The organism is Rhodobacter ferrooxidans (assembly GCF_000176015.1).
Classification (GTDB): domain Bacteria; phylum Pseudomonadota; class Alphaproteobacteria; order Rhodobacterales; family Rhodobacteraceae; genus Pseudorhodobacter_B; species Pseudorhodobacter_B ferrooxidans.
In genome coordinates, this window is sequence record NZ_ACYY01000009.1 from 78,264 (window position 1) to 93,622 (window position 15,359).

Annotated in this window: 16 protein-coding genes, 1 tRNA gene and 1 riboswitch; of the genes, 4 read left to right on the plus strand and 13 right to left on the minus strand. The window is 65.9% G+C overall.

What is annotated here, in order from left to right; genetic code table 11:
* Nucleotides 1-35: 35 nt before the first annotated feature.
* Together folE2 and metZ are read right to left on the minus strand one after the other, a co-directional pair.
* The gene (gene folE2, locus RSW2DRAFT_RS08475) at nucleotides 36-1,124 is read right to left on the minus strand and encodes a GTP cyclohydrolase FolE2 (protein ID WP_008029978.1); all 1,089 of its coding nucleotides are present in this window, start codon (nucleotides 1,122-1,124) and stop codon (nucleotides 36-38) included.
* Between the two features lie 97 nt (nucleotides 1,125-1,221).
* Nucleotides 1,222-2,403, minus strand: a complete 1,182-nt coding sequence (metZ, locus tag RSW2DRAFT_RS08480) for an O-succinylhomoserine sulfhydrylase (RefSeq protein WP_008029981.1) — start codon at nucleotides 2,401-2,403, stop codon at nucleotides 1,222-1,224.
* A gap of 44 nt (nucleotides 2,404-2,447) precedes the next feature.
* Nucleotides 2,448-2,525, minus strand: a riboswitch (SAM riboswitch).
* Between the two features lie 83 nt (nucleotides 2,526-2,608).
* On the opposite strand from metZ, the gene RSW2DRAFT_RS08485 reads away from it, so the two are divergent.
* Entirely contained in the window at nucleotides 2,609-3,313 is a 705-nt protein-coding gene (locus RSW2DRAFT_RS08485) for a glutathione S-transferase N-terminal domain-containing protein (protein ID WP_008029982.1), read from the plus strand.
* Here RSW2DRAFT_RS08485 and ppsA read toward each other — a convergent pair.
* The gene (gene ppsA, locus RSW2DRAFT_RS08490; protein ID WP_008029984.1) at nucleotides 3,300-5,696 is read right to left on the minus strand and encodes a phosphoenolpyruvate synthase; all 2,397 of its coding nucleotides are present in this window, start codon (nucleotides 5,694-5,696) and stop codon (nucleotides 3,300-3,302) included. The genes RSW2DRAFT_RS08485 and ppsA overlap by 14 nt on opposite strands.
* Nucleotides 5,697-6,006: 310 nt before the next feature.
* Between ppsA and RSW2DRAFT_RS08495 the strand changes: the two genes are divergently transcribed.
* Entirely contained in the window at nucleotides 6,007-6,867 is an 861-nt protein-coding gene (locus RSW2DRAFT_RS08495; RefSeq protein WP_156790673.1) for a YiiX/YebB-like N1pC/P60 family cysteine hydrolase, read from the plus strand.
* Nucleotides 6,868-6,891: 24 nt separating this feature from the next.
* Here the strand turns inward: RSW2DRAFT_RS08495 and RSW2DRAFT_RS08500 are convergent, their stop codons facing one another.
* Nucleotides 6,892-8,868: a phospholipase D-like domain-containing protein gene (locus RSW2DRAFT_RS08500; RefSeq protein WP_008029989.1), complete on the minus strand. Its 1,977-nt coding sequence runs from the start codon at nucleotides 8,866-8,868 to the stop codon at nucleotides 6,892-6,894.
* 185 nt (nucleotides 8,869-9,053) lie between these two features.
* Here RSW2DRAFT_RS08500 and RSW2DRAFT_RS08505 point away from each other — a divergent pair, with 185 nt between their 5' ends.
* Complete coding sequence (locus RSW2DRAFT_RS08505; RefSeq protein ID WP_008029991.1) at nucleotides 9,054-9,758, plus strand: DUF5765 domain-containing protein; 705 nt, start codon at nucleotides 9,054-9,056, stop codon at nucleotides 9,756-9,758.
* A gap of 22 nt (nucleotides 9,759-9,780) precedes the next feature.
* Here RSW2DRAFT_RS08505 and RSW2DRAFT_RS08510 read toward each other — a convergent pair.
* A tRNA-His gene (locus tag RSW2DRAFT_RS08510) sits at nucleotides 9,781-9,857 on the minus strand.
* 107 nt (nucleotides 9,858-9,964) lie between these two features.
* On the opposite strand from RSW2DRAFT_RS08510, the gene RSW2DRAFT_RS08515 reads away from it, so the two are divergent.
* On the plus strand, nucleotides 9,965-10,177 hold the full coding sequence (locus tag RSW2DRAFT_RS08515) for a DUF6324 family protein (protein WP_008029993.1): 213 nt from the start codon (nucleotides 9,965-9,967) through the stop codon (nucleotides 10,175-10,177).
* Here the strand turns inward: RSW2DRAFT_RS08515 and RSW2DRAFT_RS08520 are convergent.
* The 8 genes from RSW2DRAFT_RS08520 to RSW2DRAFT_RS08555 all read right to left on the minus strand — a co-directional run bounded on the left by RSW2DRAFT_RS08520 (nucleotide 10,174) and on the right by RSW2DRAFT_RS08555 (nucleotide 15,238).
* Nucleotides 10,174-10,641: an MmcB family DNA repair protein gene (locus RSW2DRAFT_RS08520; RefSeq protein WP_008029997.1), complete on the minus strand. Its 468-nt coding sequence runs from the start codon at nucleotides 10,639-10,641 to the stop codon at nucleotides 10,174-10,176. The two genes, RSW2DRAFT_RS08515 and RSW2DRAFT_RS08520, sit on opposite strands and share 4 nt — an antisense overlap.
* A gap of 278 nt (nucleotides 10,642-10,919) precedes the next feature.
* Nucleotides 10,920-11,231, minus strand: coding sequence for a hypothetical protein (locus RSW2DRAFT_RS08525; RefSeq protein WP_008029999.1), 312 nt, complete (start codon nucleotides 11,229-11,231; stop codon nucleotides 10,920-10,922).
* Nucleotides 11,232-11,316: 85 nt separating this feature from the next.
* Entirely contained in the window at nucleotides 11,317-11,715 is a 399-nt protein-coding gene (locus tag RSW2DRAFT_RS08530) for an META domain-containing protein (protein WP_008030001.1), read from the minus strand.
* A gap of 32 nt (nucleotides 11,716-11,747) precedes the next feature.
* Entirely contained in the window at nucleotides 11,748-12,221 is a 474-nt protein-coding gene (gene nusB / locus RSW2DRAFT_RS08535) for a transcription antitermination factor NusB (protein WP_008030002.1), read from the minus strand.
* Nucleotides 12,218-12,739: a 6,7-dimethyl-8-ribityllumazine synthase gene (locus RSW2DRAFT_RS08540; protein ID WP_008030006.1), complete on the minus strand. Its 522-nt coding sequence runs from the start codon at nucleotides 12,737-12,739 to the stop codon at nucleotides 12,218-12,220. Before RSW2DRAFT_RS08540 ends, nusB begins: the two co-directional genes overlap by 4 nt.
* Before the next feature lie 3 nt (nucleotides 12,740-12,742).
* Nucleotides 12,743-13,843, minus strand: coding sequence for a 3,4-dihydroxy-2-butanone-4-phosphate synthase (ribB, locus tag RSW2DRAFT_RS08545; protein ID WP_008030008.1), 1,101 nt, complete (start codon nucleotides 13,841-13,843; stop codon nucleotides 12,743-12,745).
* A 235-nt stretch (nucleotides 13,844-14,078) separates the two neighbouring features.
* A complete protein-coding gene (locus RSW2DRAFT_RS08550; RefSeq protein WP_008030010.1) occupies nucleotides 14,079-14,639 on the minus strand; it encodes a hypothetical protein in 561 nt (186 codons plus the stop codon).
* Entirely contained in the window at nucleotides 14,636-15,238 is a 603-nt protein-coding gene (locus RSW2DRAFT_RS08555; protein WP_008030011.1) for a riboflavin synthase, read from the minus strand. The genes RSW2DRAFT_RS08550 and RSW2DRAFT_RS08555 overlap by 4 nt, the downstream gene beginning before the upstream one ends.
* Between the last annotated feature and the right edge of the window lie 121 nt (nucleotides 15,239-15,359).

Consider the following 15,359-nt stretch of genomic DNA (forward strand, 5'->3'; position numbering starts at 1 on the left):
TTCGCGCGCCCCGGCAGCCTTAGCCCCCGACAGCCTTAGCCGACGTGGAACAGCGTGCCGAACAGCCGCGGGTCCAGGCTTTCCTGCGCGAAGGTCGGGCCTTGGGTCAGCAGGCTGACCGCATCATGGCTGTGCAGGCTTTCCTGATGGCTGGCCAGCACCCGGAAATCACCGATCCGCGGGTCGTCCAGCAGTTTGGCGCAGAAGCTGCGGGCGGCATCCTCGACAAAGATCGGGTTGGCACCGTTCAGCTCGGCAAAGGCCTGTTCATCCTCGCGTTTCACCATCACCTGGGTCTCGGTCGGCACCGCCGCGCGCGCGAGGTCAATCAGGTCTTCGAACCACAGACATTCGCCGTCGTTCACCACCACCGAGATGCGCGCCACCGAGCGTTGCGAATGTGGCGTGGCCAGTTGGCCGCGGCTGCGGCGGGCGTGTTCGGACAGTTCCAGCGAGCAGGGGCAGGTGCTGGAATAGACGAAATCCAGATGCATGATCTTCTTGCGCACGCCACCCGCATCGACCAGTTCCAGCGCGATGTCGTAATACTGCCAGCCGGTCAGACCCGAGCGCAGCGATTGCACCTTGGCCGGGAAGGAAAGCCGCATCTGGATGCGGGCGTCAAAGCTTTGCAGGTCGCGCTTGTAGTCTTCCAGCGCGTGCTCGATCACCTCGAAGCTGAAATCGCGTTCGGCATGGGCATAGAACGACCGCATGATGCGGCTCATGTTGATGCCCTTCTTCTCGGCCTCCAGACTGACGGTGCCGGTCACCGAGGTTTCCAGCGTCAGGTCGCCATTGTCGCGGGTGTGATAGCGGATCGGCAGGCGGAAGTTGGAAATCCCCACATGCTGAATCTGCGTGCGGGTGCCGACGATCAGGCTGGCCGGGCCGTTCTGCAGGTCGGGCAGCGTGGCCTTGTAGGCCTCGGTCGCCACGAAATCCTCGGGGTAGGCGCGGCTCAGCACCGTCTCGCCCTGCCCCAGCAGCAGCAGCGCGTCGGGGTCCACAGCGGCAATCTCGGCATCCGAGGCCGTGCCCGCCCATTGCCGCAGCAGGGCCAGCGCCGCCTCGGCCTGCGCGCGGCTGGGCTTGCGGTCAATTTCCGGCATATGGATGTTCATGGCGCGTCCCCCTGAGGTCATGGTCGCAGGGATATTATGTGGGATGATTTTCATCAAAGCCAAGCCCTGCAAGACCAGATACGCCGCGCGCCCGACATCAGATCACCGAAAGCGCCGCTTTCACATCGGCAATCAGGTCGCCCGCATCCTCTAGCCCCAGCGACAGCCGGATCAGCCCCGGCGTGATGCCAAGTCCGGCGCGCTGCGCATCGGTCAGCCGCTGGTGCGTGGTGGTGGTGGGGTGGGTGGCAATGGTCTTGGCATCGCCGAGGTTGTTGGAAATCTTGATGATTTTCAGCGCGTTCATGAAGCGGAAGGCCGCATCCTTGCCGCCCTTGATATCGAAACTGACCATGGTGCCGCCCGAACCGATCTGCCGCGCCGCAAGGTCGGCCTGCGGGTGGCTGGGCAGGCCGGGATAGATCACTTTCGTGAGAGCCGGGTGCCCTTCCAGCGCCACCGCCATCTTCGCGGCCGTTTCCGCCATCGCCCGGCAGCGCAAATCGAGCGTCACCATGCCGTTCAGCATGATCCAGGCGGTGAACGGGCTCATCGCCGCCCCGGTGTGTTTCAGGTAAGGCTCGGCCACCTTGCGGATGAAATCGCGCGTGCCGCAGATCACACCGCCCAGGGCGCGGCCCTGACCGTCGATATGCTTGGTTGTGGAATAGACCACCACATCGGCGCCCTGATCGACTGCACGGGAGAAGATCGGCGTGGCAAAGACGTTATCGACGATCACCAGCGCGCCGACCGCGTGGGCGATTTTGGAAACCGCTTCGATATCAATCAGTTCCAGCGTGGGGTTGGAGATCGACTCGAAAAACACCGCCTTGACCCCCGGCACCACGCCGGCCTTCCACTGGTCCAGATCGGCACCATCGACGAAGGTGACCTTGACGCCATAACGGGTCAGCACCTCCTCCAGAATATACAGACACGAGCCGAACAGCGCGCGGGCGGACACCACATGATCCCCCGCCTTCAGCATCGACACCAGCGCGCCATTCACCGCCGCCATGCCGCTGGCGGTGGCAAAGGCATCCTCGGTGCCCTCGATCGCGGCGATGCGGTCTTCGAACATCCGGGTGGTGGGGTTGCCGTAGCGGGCATAGATGAACTCGTCGTCACCGGCCTTGATAAAGCGCGCCTCGGCCTGTTCGGCGCTGTCATAGGCAAAGCCCTGGGTCAGAAAGATCGCCTCGGCCATCTCGCCATACTGGCTGCGGCGGCTGCCCTCGTGCACCAGTTGCGTGCGTTTCTGCCAGTCCTTGCTCATGCCCGTCTCCGCCAACAAAAAACCCCCGAACCATCAAAGGGCCGGGGGTGAAAACCCTGACCATTTTAGCGGCATGTTTAACGTGGCCCGCAATCCGGTAACAAATCGCCACGAAGCCCGGATTACGCCTTTGCCAAGGCGCGGTCAACCGCCGCGGCTTGTGCTTTGCCGCCATGCTGGCATCATGGCGGCAAAGGAGCATCCCATGCCGCAACCGATCACGCTTTACTATTGGCCCACCCCGAACGGTCACAAGATCAGCATCGCACTGGAGGAGATGGGGCTGCCCTACAGCATCCATCCCGTAAACATCGGCAAGGGCGAGCAGTTCGACCCCGAGTTCCTGAAGATCGCGCCGAACAACCGGATGCCCGCGATCACCGACCCCGAGGGGCCGGACGGCGCGCCGATCTCGATCTTTGAATCCGGGGCGATCCTGCAATATCTGGGCCGCAAGACCGGGCTGTTTTATGGCACAACCGAACGGCAGCGGGTGGCGGTTGAAGAATGGCTGATGTGGCAGATGGGCGGCGTCGGGCCGATGGCGGGGCAAGCGCACCACTTCCTGAAATACGCCCCGGCGATGGAGCCACCGCAAGACCTGCCCTATGCCAAGGACCGCTACCGGCGCGAGGTGGCGCGGCTTTACGGCGTGCTGGACCGACAATTGGCGACGCATGAGTTCGCCGCAGGCGATTTCCTCAGCCTCGCCGATTTCGCCATCTGGCCCTGGGCGATGGGCTGGGAAGGTCAGCAGCAAAGCCTTGACGACAAACCGCATTTCAAACGCTGGCTGGAGGCGTTGGCGCTGCGCCCCGGCTTCATCCGCGGCAAGGCGGTGGGGGCCGAGTTGCGGGAGCCGCCCGATGCGCAGGCCATGCAGGTGCTTTACGGCATCAAGCCGGCCTGACCCCCGCCGCCTCTGCCGCCGCGACGTGCTGTTTCACCGCCAGGAAACTGTCGGGCGTCACCGAAATCGCGTCGATACCTGCGGCCACCAAGAGCCGGGCAAACTCGGGGTCGTTCGATGGCGCCTGCCCGCACAGCCCGATATGCCGCCCCGCCGCCTTTGCCCGCGCGATCACGGTTTCAATCATCCACAGCACCGCCGGGTCGCGTTCGCGGAACAGCCCCGCCAGTTCGGCGGAATCGCGGTCCACGCCAAGGGTCAGTTGCGTGAGGTCATTCGAGCCGATGGAGAAGCCGTCAAAGCGTTTGGCAAATTCATCCGCCAGGATCACATTCGACGGAATCTCGCACATCACATAGACTTGCAGGCCGTTCTTGCCGCGCTCCAGCCCGTTTTCGGCCATCACCGCCAGCACGCGGTCGGCCTCCTCGGGCGAGCGGCAGAACGGGATCATCACCACCACATTGTCAAACCCCATGCCCTCGCGCAGGTGCTTGATCGCCCGACATTCCAGCGCGAAACCGTCGCGGTAGGCGTCGGAATAGTAGCGCGAGGCGCCGCGGAAACCGATCATCGGGTTTTCCTCGGCCGGTTCGAACTGCGCGCCGCCCATGAGGCCCGCGTATTCGTTGGTCTTGAAATCCGACATCCGCACAATGGCCGGGTGCGGATACCAGGTGGCGGCGATACGCGACAGGCCCATCGCCAGCTTCTCGACGAAATAGGCCGGTTTGTCGGGGTAGCCGCGGGTCAGGTGGGCAATCTCGGCGCGGGCGGCGGGGTCGGTCAGGCTGTCGAACCGGGTCAGCGCCAGGGGGTGCACCCGGATGGCGTTGGAGATCACGAATTCCATCCGCGCCAGCCCGACGCCATCCACCGGCAGCCGCCACCAGCGGGCGGCAGCGGCGGGGTTGGCAAGGTTCAGCATCACCTCGGTGCGGGTCTGCGGCACCTGATCCAGCTTCAGTTCGGTCACCTCGAATTCGGCAATGCCATCATAGACAAAGCCATGGTCGCCCTCGGCGCAGGACACGGTGACCGCTTGGCCGTCATGCAGCAGATGCGTGGCGTTGCCGGTGCCGACGATGGCGGGCAGGCCCAACTCGCGGCTGACGATGGCGGCATGGCTGGTGCGGCCACCATGGTCGGTGATGATGGCGCGGGCGCGTTTCATCACCGGCACCCAGTCGGGGTCGGTGGTCGAGGTGACCAGCACCGATCCATCGACAAATTTGGCGATATCGGCGGCAGAGCGGATCAGGCACACCTCGCCCGCGGCCACTGCATCCCCGACGCTGAGGCCTTCGAGCAGCTTCTTGCCCCTGGATTTCAGGGCATAGCTGCGCAACGCCCCGACATCGGCGCGCGATTGCACGGTTTCCGGCCGGGCCTGAACGATCCAGATCACCCCGGTTTCGCCGTCGCGCGCCCATTCGATATCCATCGGCGTGCCATAATGCGCCTCGATCACGCAGGCCTGGCGGGCCAGATCAAGGATTTCGGCGTCGCTGAGCACAAAGGCCTCGCGCTCGGCCTGGCTGGTCGGCACGTTTCGGGTGGCGGCAGCGCCGGTGGCGTGGATCAGCTTGCGCTCCTTCTCGCCCAGCGATTTCTGCAGGATCGGCACCAGCGACGGATTGCCAAGGAACGGCTTGTAGACCTGATATTCGTCCGGGTTCACCGTGCCCTGCACCACGTTTTCGCCAAGCCCCCAGGCGGCGTTGATCAGCACCACCTTGTCGAACCCCGATTCGGTGTCGATCGAGAACATCACCCCGGCGCCGCCAAGGTCGGATCGCACCATCAGTTGCACCCCGATCGACAGCGCCACCGAGGTGGGGGCAAAGCCCTTCAGCCGCCGGTAGGTGATGGCGCGGTCGGTATAAAGCGAGGCATAGCAGCGCCGACAGGCCTCCAGCAGCGCGGTTTCGCCGACAATGTTCAGATAGGTTTCCTGCTGACCGGCGAAACTGGCGTCGGGCAGGTCTTCGGCGGTGGCGGAAGATCGCACCGCCACGGCGGGATCGGTCTTGCCGACCCGCTGGCCAAGGCTGCGGTAGGCTGCGACAATTTCGGCGGCGATGGCGTCGGGCCAGTGGCCTGCGGCGATGGCCGTGCGCAATTCCTGCCCCACGGCGGCCAGTGTCGCCCGGCCTTCGGCCAGTGCGGCCATCCGGGCGTCCAGCAGCGCGGGCAGGCCGTTTTCGGCCAGATAGCGGCGGAAGGCCTGCGCCGTGGTGGCAAAGCCGGGCGGCACCCGGATGCCTTTGGCGCCAAGCCCCTGCACCATCTCGCCCAGCGAGGCGTTCTTGCCGCCGACAATGCCGACATCGGCGCGCGAGGTATCTTCAAACCACTTCAGGAATTCGGGTTTCGCAGACATGGGCCAGCCCTCCACGATTGCAACCAATACAGACATAATGCCTGAAATAACGGCAATTTGCATTGATGCCGCGCAAGCTACCGGGCTATTCGCGACATTAACGGACTTGACTCCCGCAGGCGCTCCACGCTCAAAAAGGCGGCCGACGCGAGAGTCGGGCTGGTGCCGCTGCTGACCGATGTCCTGCTGTCATTGGTTCCGAAAGGCTTGGGAGACAATGATGGCGACTGTAGCTGACGCGCGGACCGCAAGGCACCGGGGCGGTTTTTCGGGGTCATTCGGGCGGCTTGCGGGCCGGACGAAGCGCTTGGTGCTTGCGGCGCTGGTTCTGGCGCTGGCGGCCTGCGGGTCCACCAACACCGACACCGGCAGCATTGGCCGAACGCTGGCCAACACGCCGCTGCAAGACTGCTGCACCGGCGCCGAAAGCTTTCCGCCGGCCCTTGTCGGTCTGGTCGATCCGATCGCGCCGGTGTTTGGCGTGGTGGTTGGCAACATGGTGTTGCGGCCCGGATATGTGCTGCAAACCGGGGCACAGCAAAAGCTGTTGCGCGAAGTGCAGCCGCTGGATGTGCTGGTGCTCAGTTCCAAGGGCCATATGTCGGGCAACCTGATCCCGGGCCTGTTCGGGCATGTCATCACCTATCTGGGCACCGAAGCCGAGCTGCGCAAGCTGCGGGTCTGGGACGATCCGCGCGTGGTGCCGCATCACGACAGCATCCGTGCCGGGGCGGTTTTCATTGAATCCGACCTGCATGGCGTGCATCTTTCAACCCCGGATCAGGCGCTGGATACCGACCGGATCGCCGTTCTGCGGCCCAATCTGGCCGGGACGCAGCGCCGCAGGCAGGCGCTGGTGGGTTTCTATGCCCGGATCGGCACCAAGTTCGATTTCCGCATGGACAATGCCACCACGGCCAAACTGTATTGCGGCGAACTGGTGGCGCAGGTGATGCCGGAACTGTCGCTGCCGGTGCGCCCGATGTATGGCCGTCAATCCATCATGCCGGACGATGTGGTGGCCGAGGCCGCGGTGCAACGTTCGCGGCTTGATCTGGTCTATTACCTGCGCGCCAACCGCAATGGCGCGGCGTCGGGCAGCCGGGCCACGCTGATCAGGGACATTTCCGGCTATTGGGCCAACCAGAACCGCAACAGCCGCCCGATCTGAAGCCGCGGCATCTGGCGGGGCGGGCTACAGCAGCCCACGCAGAAACGCCGAATGAGACAGGAAGCGCACGAGGAAACTGATCTCGCCCGGCCCGCGCAGCCGCACGGAATCTGTCAGATATTCGTTGAACAACGGTTGCAGGCGGCGGTTGAACGCAGGGTCCAGCACCGCCACGCCATTCTCGGTATCGTGCAGAAATGCCCGCTGGTTGAAGTTGACCGAGCCGAGGATGGTCAGCCGCCCGTCGATCATCACGATCTTGGAATGAAGGATGTTGGTGGGGTGGATGTGCTCGTAAAGCGCCGCCTCGGCAACAAATTCCCGCACGAACAGCCGGTTCAGGTCGCTTTTCTGTTTGCCCAGCGGGTCGTTGTCCATGTTCAGCGGCAGGATGAAGCGCACGCGCACCCCGCGCGCCTCGGCCCGCCGGAAGGCCGCGGCCAGCGCAGGCGTCAGGTTCATGTAGGGCGACACGATGTCGATCGAGTGCCGTGCTGCATCGAACAGCGCCACATACCAGCGTTCCAGCGCCCGGCCATCGACATAGGGCACTGACAGGAAATGCGTCATGCCGGTCTGCGGCGCCGGGCCTTCGGTGGCCAGCGTGAACGGTCGGTACACGCTTGTTGCGGCATCGCGGTGCCAGAAGGTTGACAACTGCGCCATCAGCGCCCGCACGGTGGCATCGGACCGCAGGTCGATATCCAGGTCGTCATAAGCCGAAAAGAACGCCGCCACGCTTTTAGGGCGGTCGGCGTAGTTGTAAAGCTCGGGGAAGGCCGACAGATCGCGCGGGGTGCTGAACAGGAAACCGTCGTGCAGGTTGCGCCCCGAGGCCATGAAATGCGACTGGCCGGGGCGGGCGGAAAGCGTGGCGAAAACCTTGATATGGTTGCCGCGATGCAAGCGATCCAGCAGATCGCGCGGCGCGGGCAGCGCGGGCGGGGTCCATTCGAACCGCTGGATCTGCACCAACGGGTATCTGGCGGCGAGTTCGCGCAGCATGGTGTTGCTTTTGCCGCCGGTCATGTGGCCGGTGACCAGCACCCGCACCGGCGTGCCACGGGCGGCGTGATATTCCAGCGCCCGGAAGATCAGCCGCCCCGAGAAATCCGCCCGCAGGTGCAGGTAGGACAGGTAGATCAGGTCAAGCTTCGGCGCGTTGGAAAAATCCAGCGGCATCTCGGGGTTGCCCGCCGCGATCTGCGCCCGGGTCAGCCGCCGCCCGGTCAGCGCCGCGATCTTGGCGTTGAAGGCATCGAACGGGTCGGCCAGCAGGTCGGCCTGCCCCAGCGGCCCGGTGCAGCTGCGCGACAGCGCGCCCGAGGCGAAGAACGCCCGCTCCAGCGGGTCCAGCCCGCGGGGGCTTGGCTGGGTGCACAGGTCATAACGCTGATCCAGCCGCGCCAGTGCCGGGTCGGCCAGTTCCTCGCGTTGCAGGGTCAGGGTGTAGCTGGCGGGTTTGCCCAGCGGGCCGATGGCAAGGTTGCAGGTGTCGGTCTGCGGCGGCAGCAGCAGCCTTGTGGCATCGGGGGCGGCGTTGGTCATCGCCAGCAGGAAATGCCGCCCCGCGGCCACGCCGCGCTCCTCGTCGGCGGTGCGCATCTGCAACGGGCCGTCGCAGATGCCGCGCAGCGACAGCGCCCGAGGACCGTTGAGATGCAGCGTGACCGCAGTGTCCGCCGCTTGCAGGCCCGAGAAGCGGAACACCGCTCCTGCCACCGGCCCCGTCGCGTCCAGATAGACATCCGCCGCCGCCCGCCGCCAGCGCTGCTGGAACAGCCGCGGGCCGGGGGCGGCAGCCAGACTGCCGGCGGTCAGCGGAGCGATAGCGCCCGGCTTGCCCTGCACCACGGCTTGCAGTTGCGCCTGATAGGCGGCCTCAACCCGGCCTTGCGTTGGCTGTGCGTTCAGCAGGCGGTTGGCGCTGGTCCGGGCCGGATCGGCACAGCCGCCCATCAGGGCGAGTGCTGCCAGCATTGCCGCGACCGGCCCCCTCACCTGACGCCCCTCCCTGCTGCGGCCGACATTTTGGCCTTTCCTGTCCATGACATAGCACCCGCTCCCCAAGCAGACAATGTGCGGGGCGGTCGCGGGGGGCTGCGACAGAACGGCCCGCTGCCCGGCGTTGCCATATGCGCCCGCCTGCCGCAATGATGACCGGGCAGGCAACGGAGGAACGCGCGATGTGCTGGAGTTCGGGAGCCACGATCGCCATGGTGGCCGCAGGGGCGGTGGCCACGGCGATCAGCATCCGGCGCGGCGATCCGGTGGCGATGCCGCTGGCGCTGGCCTATTTCACCTTCATGGAGGCGTTGCAGGTCGGCGGCTACATGGTGATCAACCAGTGCGGCAGCCCGGTCAACCAGAGCCTGACCCTGCTGTCGATCCTGCATATCGTGTTTCAGCCGCTGTTCATCAACGCCTTCGCCATGGAACTGGTGCCGCGCGAGGTGAAGCTGCGGGTGCGGATGGCGGTGTTCATCGGTTGCGCGCTGTCCTCGGTGATCATGCTGTTGCAGCTTTACCCGTTCGACTGGGCCGGGGTCTGCGCGCCGGGGTCGATCCTGTGCGGCAAGATCCTGTGCACGGTGTCCGGCGTCTGGCATCAGGCCTGGGACGTGCCCTACAACGGCTTGCTTGTGCCGCTGGAAAACCTGCTGGGCACCACGCTGGGCTTCCCCAGCTACATGATCGCGGCCTTCGTGCTGCCGCTGCTGTATGGTGCCTGGCGCTTTGCGCTGTTCCAGTTCCTGATGGGGCCGGTGCTGGCCGGGCAACTGACCACAGCACCCAACGAGGTGCCGGCGATCTGGTGCCTGTTCTCGATCGGTCTGGCGCTGGTATCGCTCAGCCCCGCCATCCGGCAGCGGATGACGGTGCGGGCCTGAGGGCTTTGGGGCAAGTGCTGGATGGTACCGACGCCCCGGCTCGAACGGGGGACCCCCAGATCCACAATCTGGTGCTCTAACCAACTGAGCTACGTCGGCACTTGGCGGCCATTTAGCCGGGCACCCGGCGGATTGCAAGGGCCTTCGCGCTTGCCTGCGCGGCCGTTCGGCGCTACCCGAAACAGGCAGCAACGCCGGAGACCGCCATGAGCATCGACAAGCAAAGCGACATCGCCGCCAACATCCAGATCGGCCCGACCAGCGTCGGCATGGTGCGGATCTATATCGAGGCCGAGGGGATCGAGCTGCCGCTGGATTTCGACCCCGAAGAGGCCGAGGAGATTGCCGAAGAGCTGCGCGCCGCCGCCGCCGCCGCCCGCACGCTGGCCACATCCGGCCCCAAGGGCAAGAAGCGCTAAAGCGTCGCGGTCACCAGCCCGGCCACGCCGGGATCGCGCAAGGCGTGCAGCCGCGCCGCCGCGTGGCGGGCGAATTTCTGCAGCATCACCCGCCGCCGCGCCGAGGCCAGTGCGGTATCCGGCCCCATCCGCAAAATCTCGGCGTCATAGGCGTCGGCGACGATCAGCCCGGTGCCTTCGGGCAGCAAGTCGGTCGGGAAATCGGCATCCACCGCCCAGAAGAACCGGTCGCACCATTCCAGATAGCCCTGCCACTTGCGGTCGGTGGCATAGTCGGTGCGCGAGGATTTGCACTCGATCACCCAGATCTCGCCCTTCGGCCCCAAAGCCATCACATCGACCCGCAGGCCGGGGGTGGGCACCAGTTCCTCGACGGTGACGAAATCATGGCTGCGCAAATGCCGACAGACCCCGCGCGCAAGGCGCTGGCCGGGCATCGGCGGCAGGGGTTCCAGAGTGTTCATGCGCAAAATATGAACCAAAGGTGAACATCACGCAAGCCTTGCGTTGCGGGGCAAGGCCGCCTATCTGTTGGGGTGGCGGGTTCTGCTCTTCTCGTGCGAGGCCCTTTTCCAGTGGCCGATAAGCATCTCCGAGGGAGCTGGCTCTGCCAGGGTTCTGGCCCTGGTATCTGGCGACCAACCTGAACACTCAGGCTCTCGGGAAATTCACGTCTCCACGGCCGCTGCGGATCCCGCCACTTTCCGCAGCAAACCACCTTCCAAGGATTTACTTGCCGACCTTACTTGCGACGCGGCGCTGCGGTCACTTCAACCCGCACCGGCACCGGACGCACCCGGGGCGCGCGCCGCCCGCCGGTCGGGGCTTCGGGCTTTTCCGCCATCCGCATCACCGCGATGGCGAACTGCACTCCGGCGAACACCACGCCGTTGAACATCACCATCATCAGCCCGGCCAGCCAGCCCATTTCGGTTTCCAGCACCAGATGCCGCAGTTGCGCCACGTCCAGCGCCACCAGACCAACCACGAAGGCCAGCGCCACCGCAAAACCGATGGCCACGTTGACGATGTAAAGCCGGATGAGTTTGGGCATGATGGTCCCTTTCATTGTGAAAAAGATTAGCCCAGCTTGCAGCAATGTCCAGCAGGAAAGCGCGAACCGGCGGCTGACGCCGGGGTCAATCGGCTTTCGGCGCGAATTCCATGTGCCGCCCGTCGGGGCCGGTCAGCCGCAGAACCGGGCCTTCGGACAGTTCGGCCTGCGTCATCGCCGCCAGCGCCGCCAGGAAATCGGCCTCCAGCCGCAGATCGGCGCAGGCCATGCGGGTGGCCCAGATCGGGCCGGGCCGAAACGCCGGCAGCGGTGCCAGCAGCTCCGCGCCATAACGATTGCAGGGCGCTTGTCCGGCAAGCTGGCCGGGGGTGGCAAGCTCGACCGTGGCGGTGGCGGCAAAGGCCGCGCCATCCAGGCTTTGCAACTGCCAGATCGTGGCCAGCGCGTCGGCGGGCAGGTCTTGCGCCCGCGCCGCACCACCCGCCATTGCCAGCGCCAGCAGCAGTCCTGCAACGGTTTTCATCACATTCCCCCTGAGATCTGCGCCAAGGCCGGTCAGAACGCCTCGGGCTTGGCTTCCCGTGCCATGTGGTCCAGCACGGCATTGACGAAGCTGGCTTCCTTGCCCTCGGGGAAGAACGCCTTGGCGACATCGACAAACTCGGTGATCACCACCTTGGGCGGCGTCGGCATTTCCAGCATTTCCGCCCCGGCCGCGCGGAACAGCGCCCGCAGCACCGGGTCAATCCGGCTGATCGGCCATTTCGCCACCAGCGCGCGGTCGGTCAACTGGTCGATCTTGGCCTGCCAGTTCACCGCATGGCCGACCAGCGCGCGGAAATGCACCACATCGCCCTCGGCCATTTCGTCGCCGTCATAGACCGCGCCAAAACGATGGGTCTCGAACTCGCGCTGCACCGCCTCGACGGTCTGGCCGGAAACCTCCATCTGGAACAGCGCCTGCACGGCGTAAAGCCGGGCCGCCGATTTCATCTGCTTCTTGTCGGGCTTGGGCACCTTGTCGCTCATGCCCGCGACGCCCCTTCGGGGGCGCGAAAGCCGATGCCCTTGCGCGCATCCGCCCAGCGCCGCGACAGCGCAATCAGATGCAGCGCCGCCGCCACCGCCGCCCCGCCCTTGTCCTGCCCCGCCGGATCGGCCCGCACCACGGCCTGCGCCATATTTTCCACCGTCAGGATGGCATTGCCGATGCAGGCGCCCTGCAAGCCCAGCAGCATCAACCCGTGCGAGCTGTCATTGCACACCGTGTCGTAATGCGTGGTCTCGCCGCGGATCACGCAGCCCAGCGCCACATAACCGTCGAAGTTCGAAAGCGCCTCGGCAATCGCCACGGCGGGCGGAATCTCCAACGCCCCCGGCACCTCGATCACCTCCAGATCAGCGCGGCAAGCCGCAGCCTTGGCGCGCGCCCCCGCCAGCATCAGGTCGGTCACGTCCTTGTAATAGGGCGCCACCACGACCAGCAGCTTGACCGGCCGGATAAATTCCGGATCGGGCAGAATGTGGTGGGTTTCGGTAGATGCCATGGCTCAGCCCTCGATTGCCTGGGTGCCCGAGATGGTCAGCCCGTAAGCCTCCAGCCCTACCACTTTCGGCGCTTTGGAGTTGGTGACAAGGGTGATCTCGCTCAGCCCCAGCGCCGACAGGATCTGCGCGCCGACCCCGTATTGCCGCAGGGTCTGCGGCGAGGCCTCGCCGTCCATCACCAGCTTCATCGTGGTGTCGCGCAACAACACCACCACGCCACGGCCTTCCGCCGCGATCAGCCGCATCGCGCCCGGCACTTCGCCCGGCCCCGTGACGCCAATGCCCAGCACGTCCTCCAACGGGTTCAGCGCGTGCATCCGCACCAGCACCGGCCCGGGCGCGGTCAGATCGCCCTTCGACAGCACCACATGCTCGGCGCCTTGCACCTCGTCGGTGAACACCCGCATCAGCCAGTCGCCGCCATGCAGCGATGTCACCCGCTTTTCCGCGGTTTCGGCCACCAGATGGTCGTGACGGCGGCGGTAGGCGATCAGGTCGGAAATCGTGCCGATCTTCAGCCCGTGCTTTTGCGCAAAGGCAATCAGGTCGGGCAGCCGCGCCATGGTGCCGTCGTCGTTCATCACCTCGCAGATCACGCCCGAGGGGTTCAGCCCGGCCAGACGGCTGATATCCACCGCAGCCTCGGTATGCCCCGCCCGCACCAGCACGCCGCCATCGCGCGCCCGCAGCGGGAACACATGGCCGGGCGTGGCAATATCCGACGGCCCCTTGCTCGGATCAATCGCCACCGCCACGGTCAGCGCCCGGTCCGCCGCCGAAATGCCGGTGGAAACCCCCTCGCGCGCTTCGATGGAAATCGTGAACGCCGTCTCGTGGCGCGACAGGTTCTTGGTGGACATCAGGTGCAGCCCCAGCGCGTCGATCCGTTCGCCCAAGAGCGACAGACAGATCAGCCCACGGCCATGCGTTGCCATGAAGTTGATCGCGGCCGGCGTGCACATCTGCGCCGGGATCACCAGATCGCCCTCGTTCTCGCGGTCCTCATGATCGACCAGAATGAACATCCGGCCGTTGCGGGCATCGTCGATGATCTCCTCGATGGTCGAGATTGCATCGGAAAAATCGGTCTTCGGTCCGGTCATCGCATCACTCCAGGGCGTTTGCCTGCCCATACCGCGACCGGGCGCCAAAGGCCAGAGGCGGAAACGGCGAGGGGGGACCGCGCAAATGCACAGATGCCCGCCCCTTCGGGCCTGAAAAGCCCTTTAGCTTCACCTTTGCTCCCGGCGCTCCGCGCGTTCGGGCCTGAAACGCTCCACTGGAGCGTTTCCGAGACGGCCCTCACCCCCGCCGGAGGCTCCCGCGCCTGCCGCAAGATCATCGCCCGAAATACCGCTCCGCCGCCAGATACCCCGCCAGCCGCCCCGCAGCACACCAGTCACGCTCCAGCCCGTGATCGCCCACCAGCAGCACCCCGTCCGGTGCCAGCTTGCCCAGCGCCGCCCGCAGCGCCTCACGCGCCTGCCGCCAGTTGCCCAAGGCCAGCGGTGCCACATGCGCCGCGTCAATCAGCCCCGGCGTCGCCCCGGCCACCTGCAGCGGCGTCAAAGGCCGCTGCGCCAGCGCCAGCCGCCCGCAACCGGCAATCGCCGCCAGCTTCGCCGCGCGCTCGGCGGGCAGCACCGGCACCGGCGCCAGCAGCCGCAAGGCATTGGAGGAAAACAGCAAGGCAATCACGTCATGGCCGCTGGCCGCCCGCACCGAGGCATAGGTGCGATAGTCCAGCCCCAACTCGCCGGCCCGCCGCACCCGGTTACGCAGCACCTCGATCGGCAGATGCGGCAGCAGATCGGCCCGCGCCTTTTGCCAGCAATGCCGCCGCCAGCCGAACCCCGGGGCCAGACCTGGCCCGCCGTTGTGGCCCGGGCCGGGGCTCACTTGCCGTCCCAGTCGCGCAGCCGCGCCACATAGCGGGCCATGGTGTCCACCTCCAGATTGACCCGGTCGCCCAAAGCCACAGAACCCCAGGTGGTTGCGCTGCGGGTATGCGGGATGAAATTCACCCCGAAATCGCAACCCTCCACCTCGTTGACCGTCAAGGACGTTCCGTTCAGCGCCACCGACCCCTTGGGGGCAATGAACTTCGCCAGAGCCTCAGGCGCCCGGAAGGTCACGCGCAGGCTGTCGCCCTCGGGGTGCAGCCCCACCACCTCGGCCAGCCCATCGACATGGCCCGACACGATATGGCCGCCCAATTCGTCGCCCAGCCGCAAGGCCCGCTCCAGATTGACCCGACTGCCCGCCTGCCAGCCGCCCAGATTGGTCTTGCTGACCGTCTCGCCCGAGATCTGCACCTCGAACCAGCCTTGCGGATCGCTGCCCACCGCCACCACCGTCAGGCAGACCCCGTCGCAGGCGATCGAGGCGCCGATGTCGATGCCCGCCACGTCATAGCGCGTGCCGATGCGGGCGCGCAGATCGCCCTTGCGGTCGCAGGCCAGAACCTGGCCGATATCGGTGATGATGCCGGTGAACATGGGCGGCCTTCCTGTTGCTGTTTTCCAATGCGTAACGGGATGGGGGCTGCCGTGCAAGACCGCCCTGCCCCGGCCCGACCCGTGCCACATTGCCGCCGCGGGGCCTGGATAATGGTTACTG

Excerpts from the sequence above, each read along its gene's own strand:
- RSW2DRAFT_RS08540 (WP_008030006.1), bottom strand. The coding sequence starts at position 12,739 with ATGGCATCTACCGAAACCCACCACATTCTGCCCGATCCGGAATTTATC.
- RSW2DRAFT_RS08485 (WP_008029982.1), top strand. The coding sequence starts at position 2,609 with ATGCCGCAACCGATCACGCTTTACTATTGGCCCACCCCGAACGGTCAC.
- RSW2DRAFT_RS08520 (WP_008029997.1), bottom strand. The coding sequence starts at position 10,641 with ATGAACACTCTGGAACCCCTGCCGCCGATGCCCGGCCAGCGCCTTGCG.
- metZ (WP_008029981.1), bottom strand. The coding sequence starts at position 2,403 with ATGAGCAAGGACTGGCAGAAACGCACGCAACTGGTGCACGAGGGCAGC.
- RSW2DRAFT_RS08555 (WP_008030011.1), bottom strand. The coding sequence starts at position 15,238 with ATGTTCACCGGCATCATCACCGATATCGGCCAGGTTCTGGCCTGCGAC.
- folE2 (WP_008029978.1), bottom strand. The coding sequence starts at position 1,124 with ATGAACATCCATATGCCGGAAATTGACCGCAAGCCCAGCCGCGCGCAG.
- RSW2DRAFT_RS08505 (WP_008029991.1), top strand. The coding sequence starts at position 9,054 with ATGTGCTGGAGTTCGGGAGCCACGATCGCCATGGTGGCCGCAGGGGCG.
- ppsA (WP_008029984.1), bottom strand. The coding sequence starts at position 5,696 with ATGTCTGCGAAACCCGAATTCCTGAAGTGGTTTGAAGATACCTCGCGC.
- RSW2DRAFT_RS08515 (WP_008029993.1), top strand. The coding sequence starts at position 9,965 with ATGAGCATCGACAAGCAAAGCGACATCGCCGCCAACATCCAGATCGGC.
- ribB (WP_008030008.1), bottom strand. The coding sequence starts at position 13,843 with ATGACCGGACCGAAGACCGATTTTTCCGATGCAATCTCGACCATCGAG.
- RSW2DRAFT_RS08525 (WP_008029999.1), bottom strand. The coding sequence starts at position 11,231 with ATGCCCAAACTCATCCGGCTTTACATCGTCAACGTGGCCATCGGTTTT.
- nusB (WP_008030002.1), bottom strand. The coding sequence starts at position 12,221 with ATGAGCGACAAGGTGCCCAAGCCCGACAAGAAGCAGATGAAATCGGCG.
- RSW2DRAFT_RS08530 (WP_008030001.1), bottom strand. The coding sequence starts at position 11,715 with ATGAAAACCGTTGCAGGACTGCTGCTGGCGCTGGCAATGGCGGGTGGT.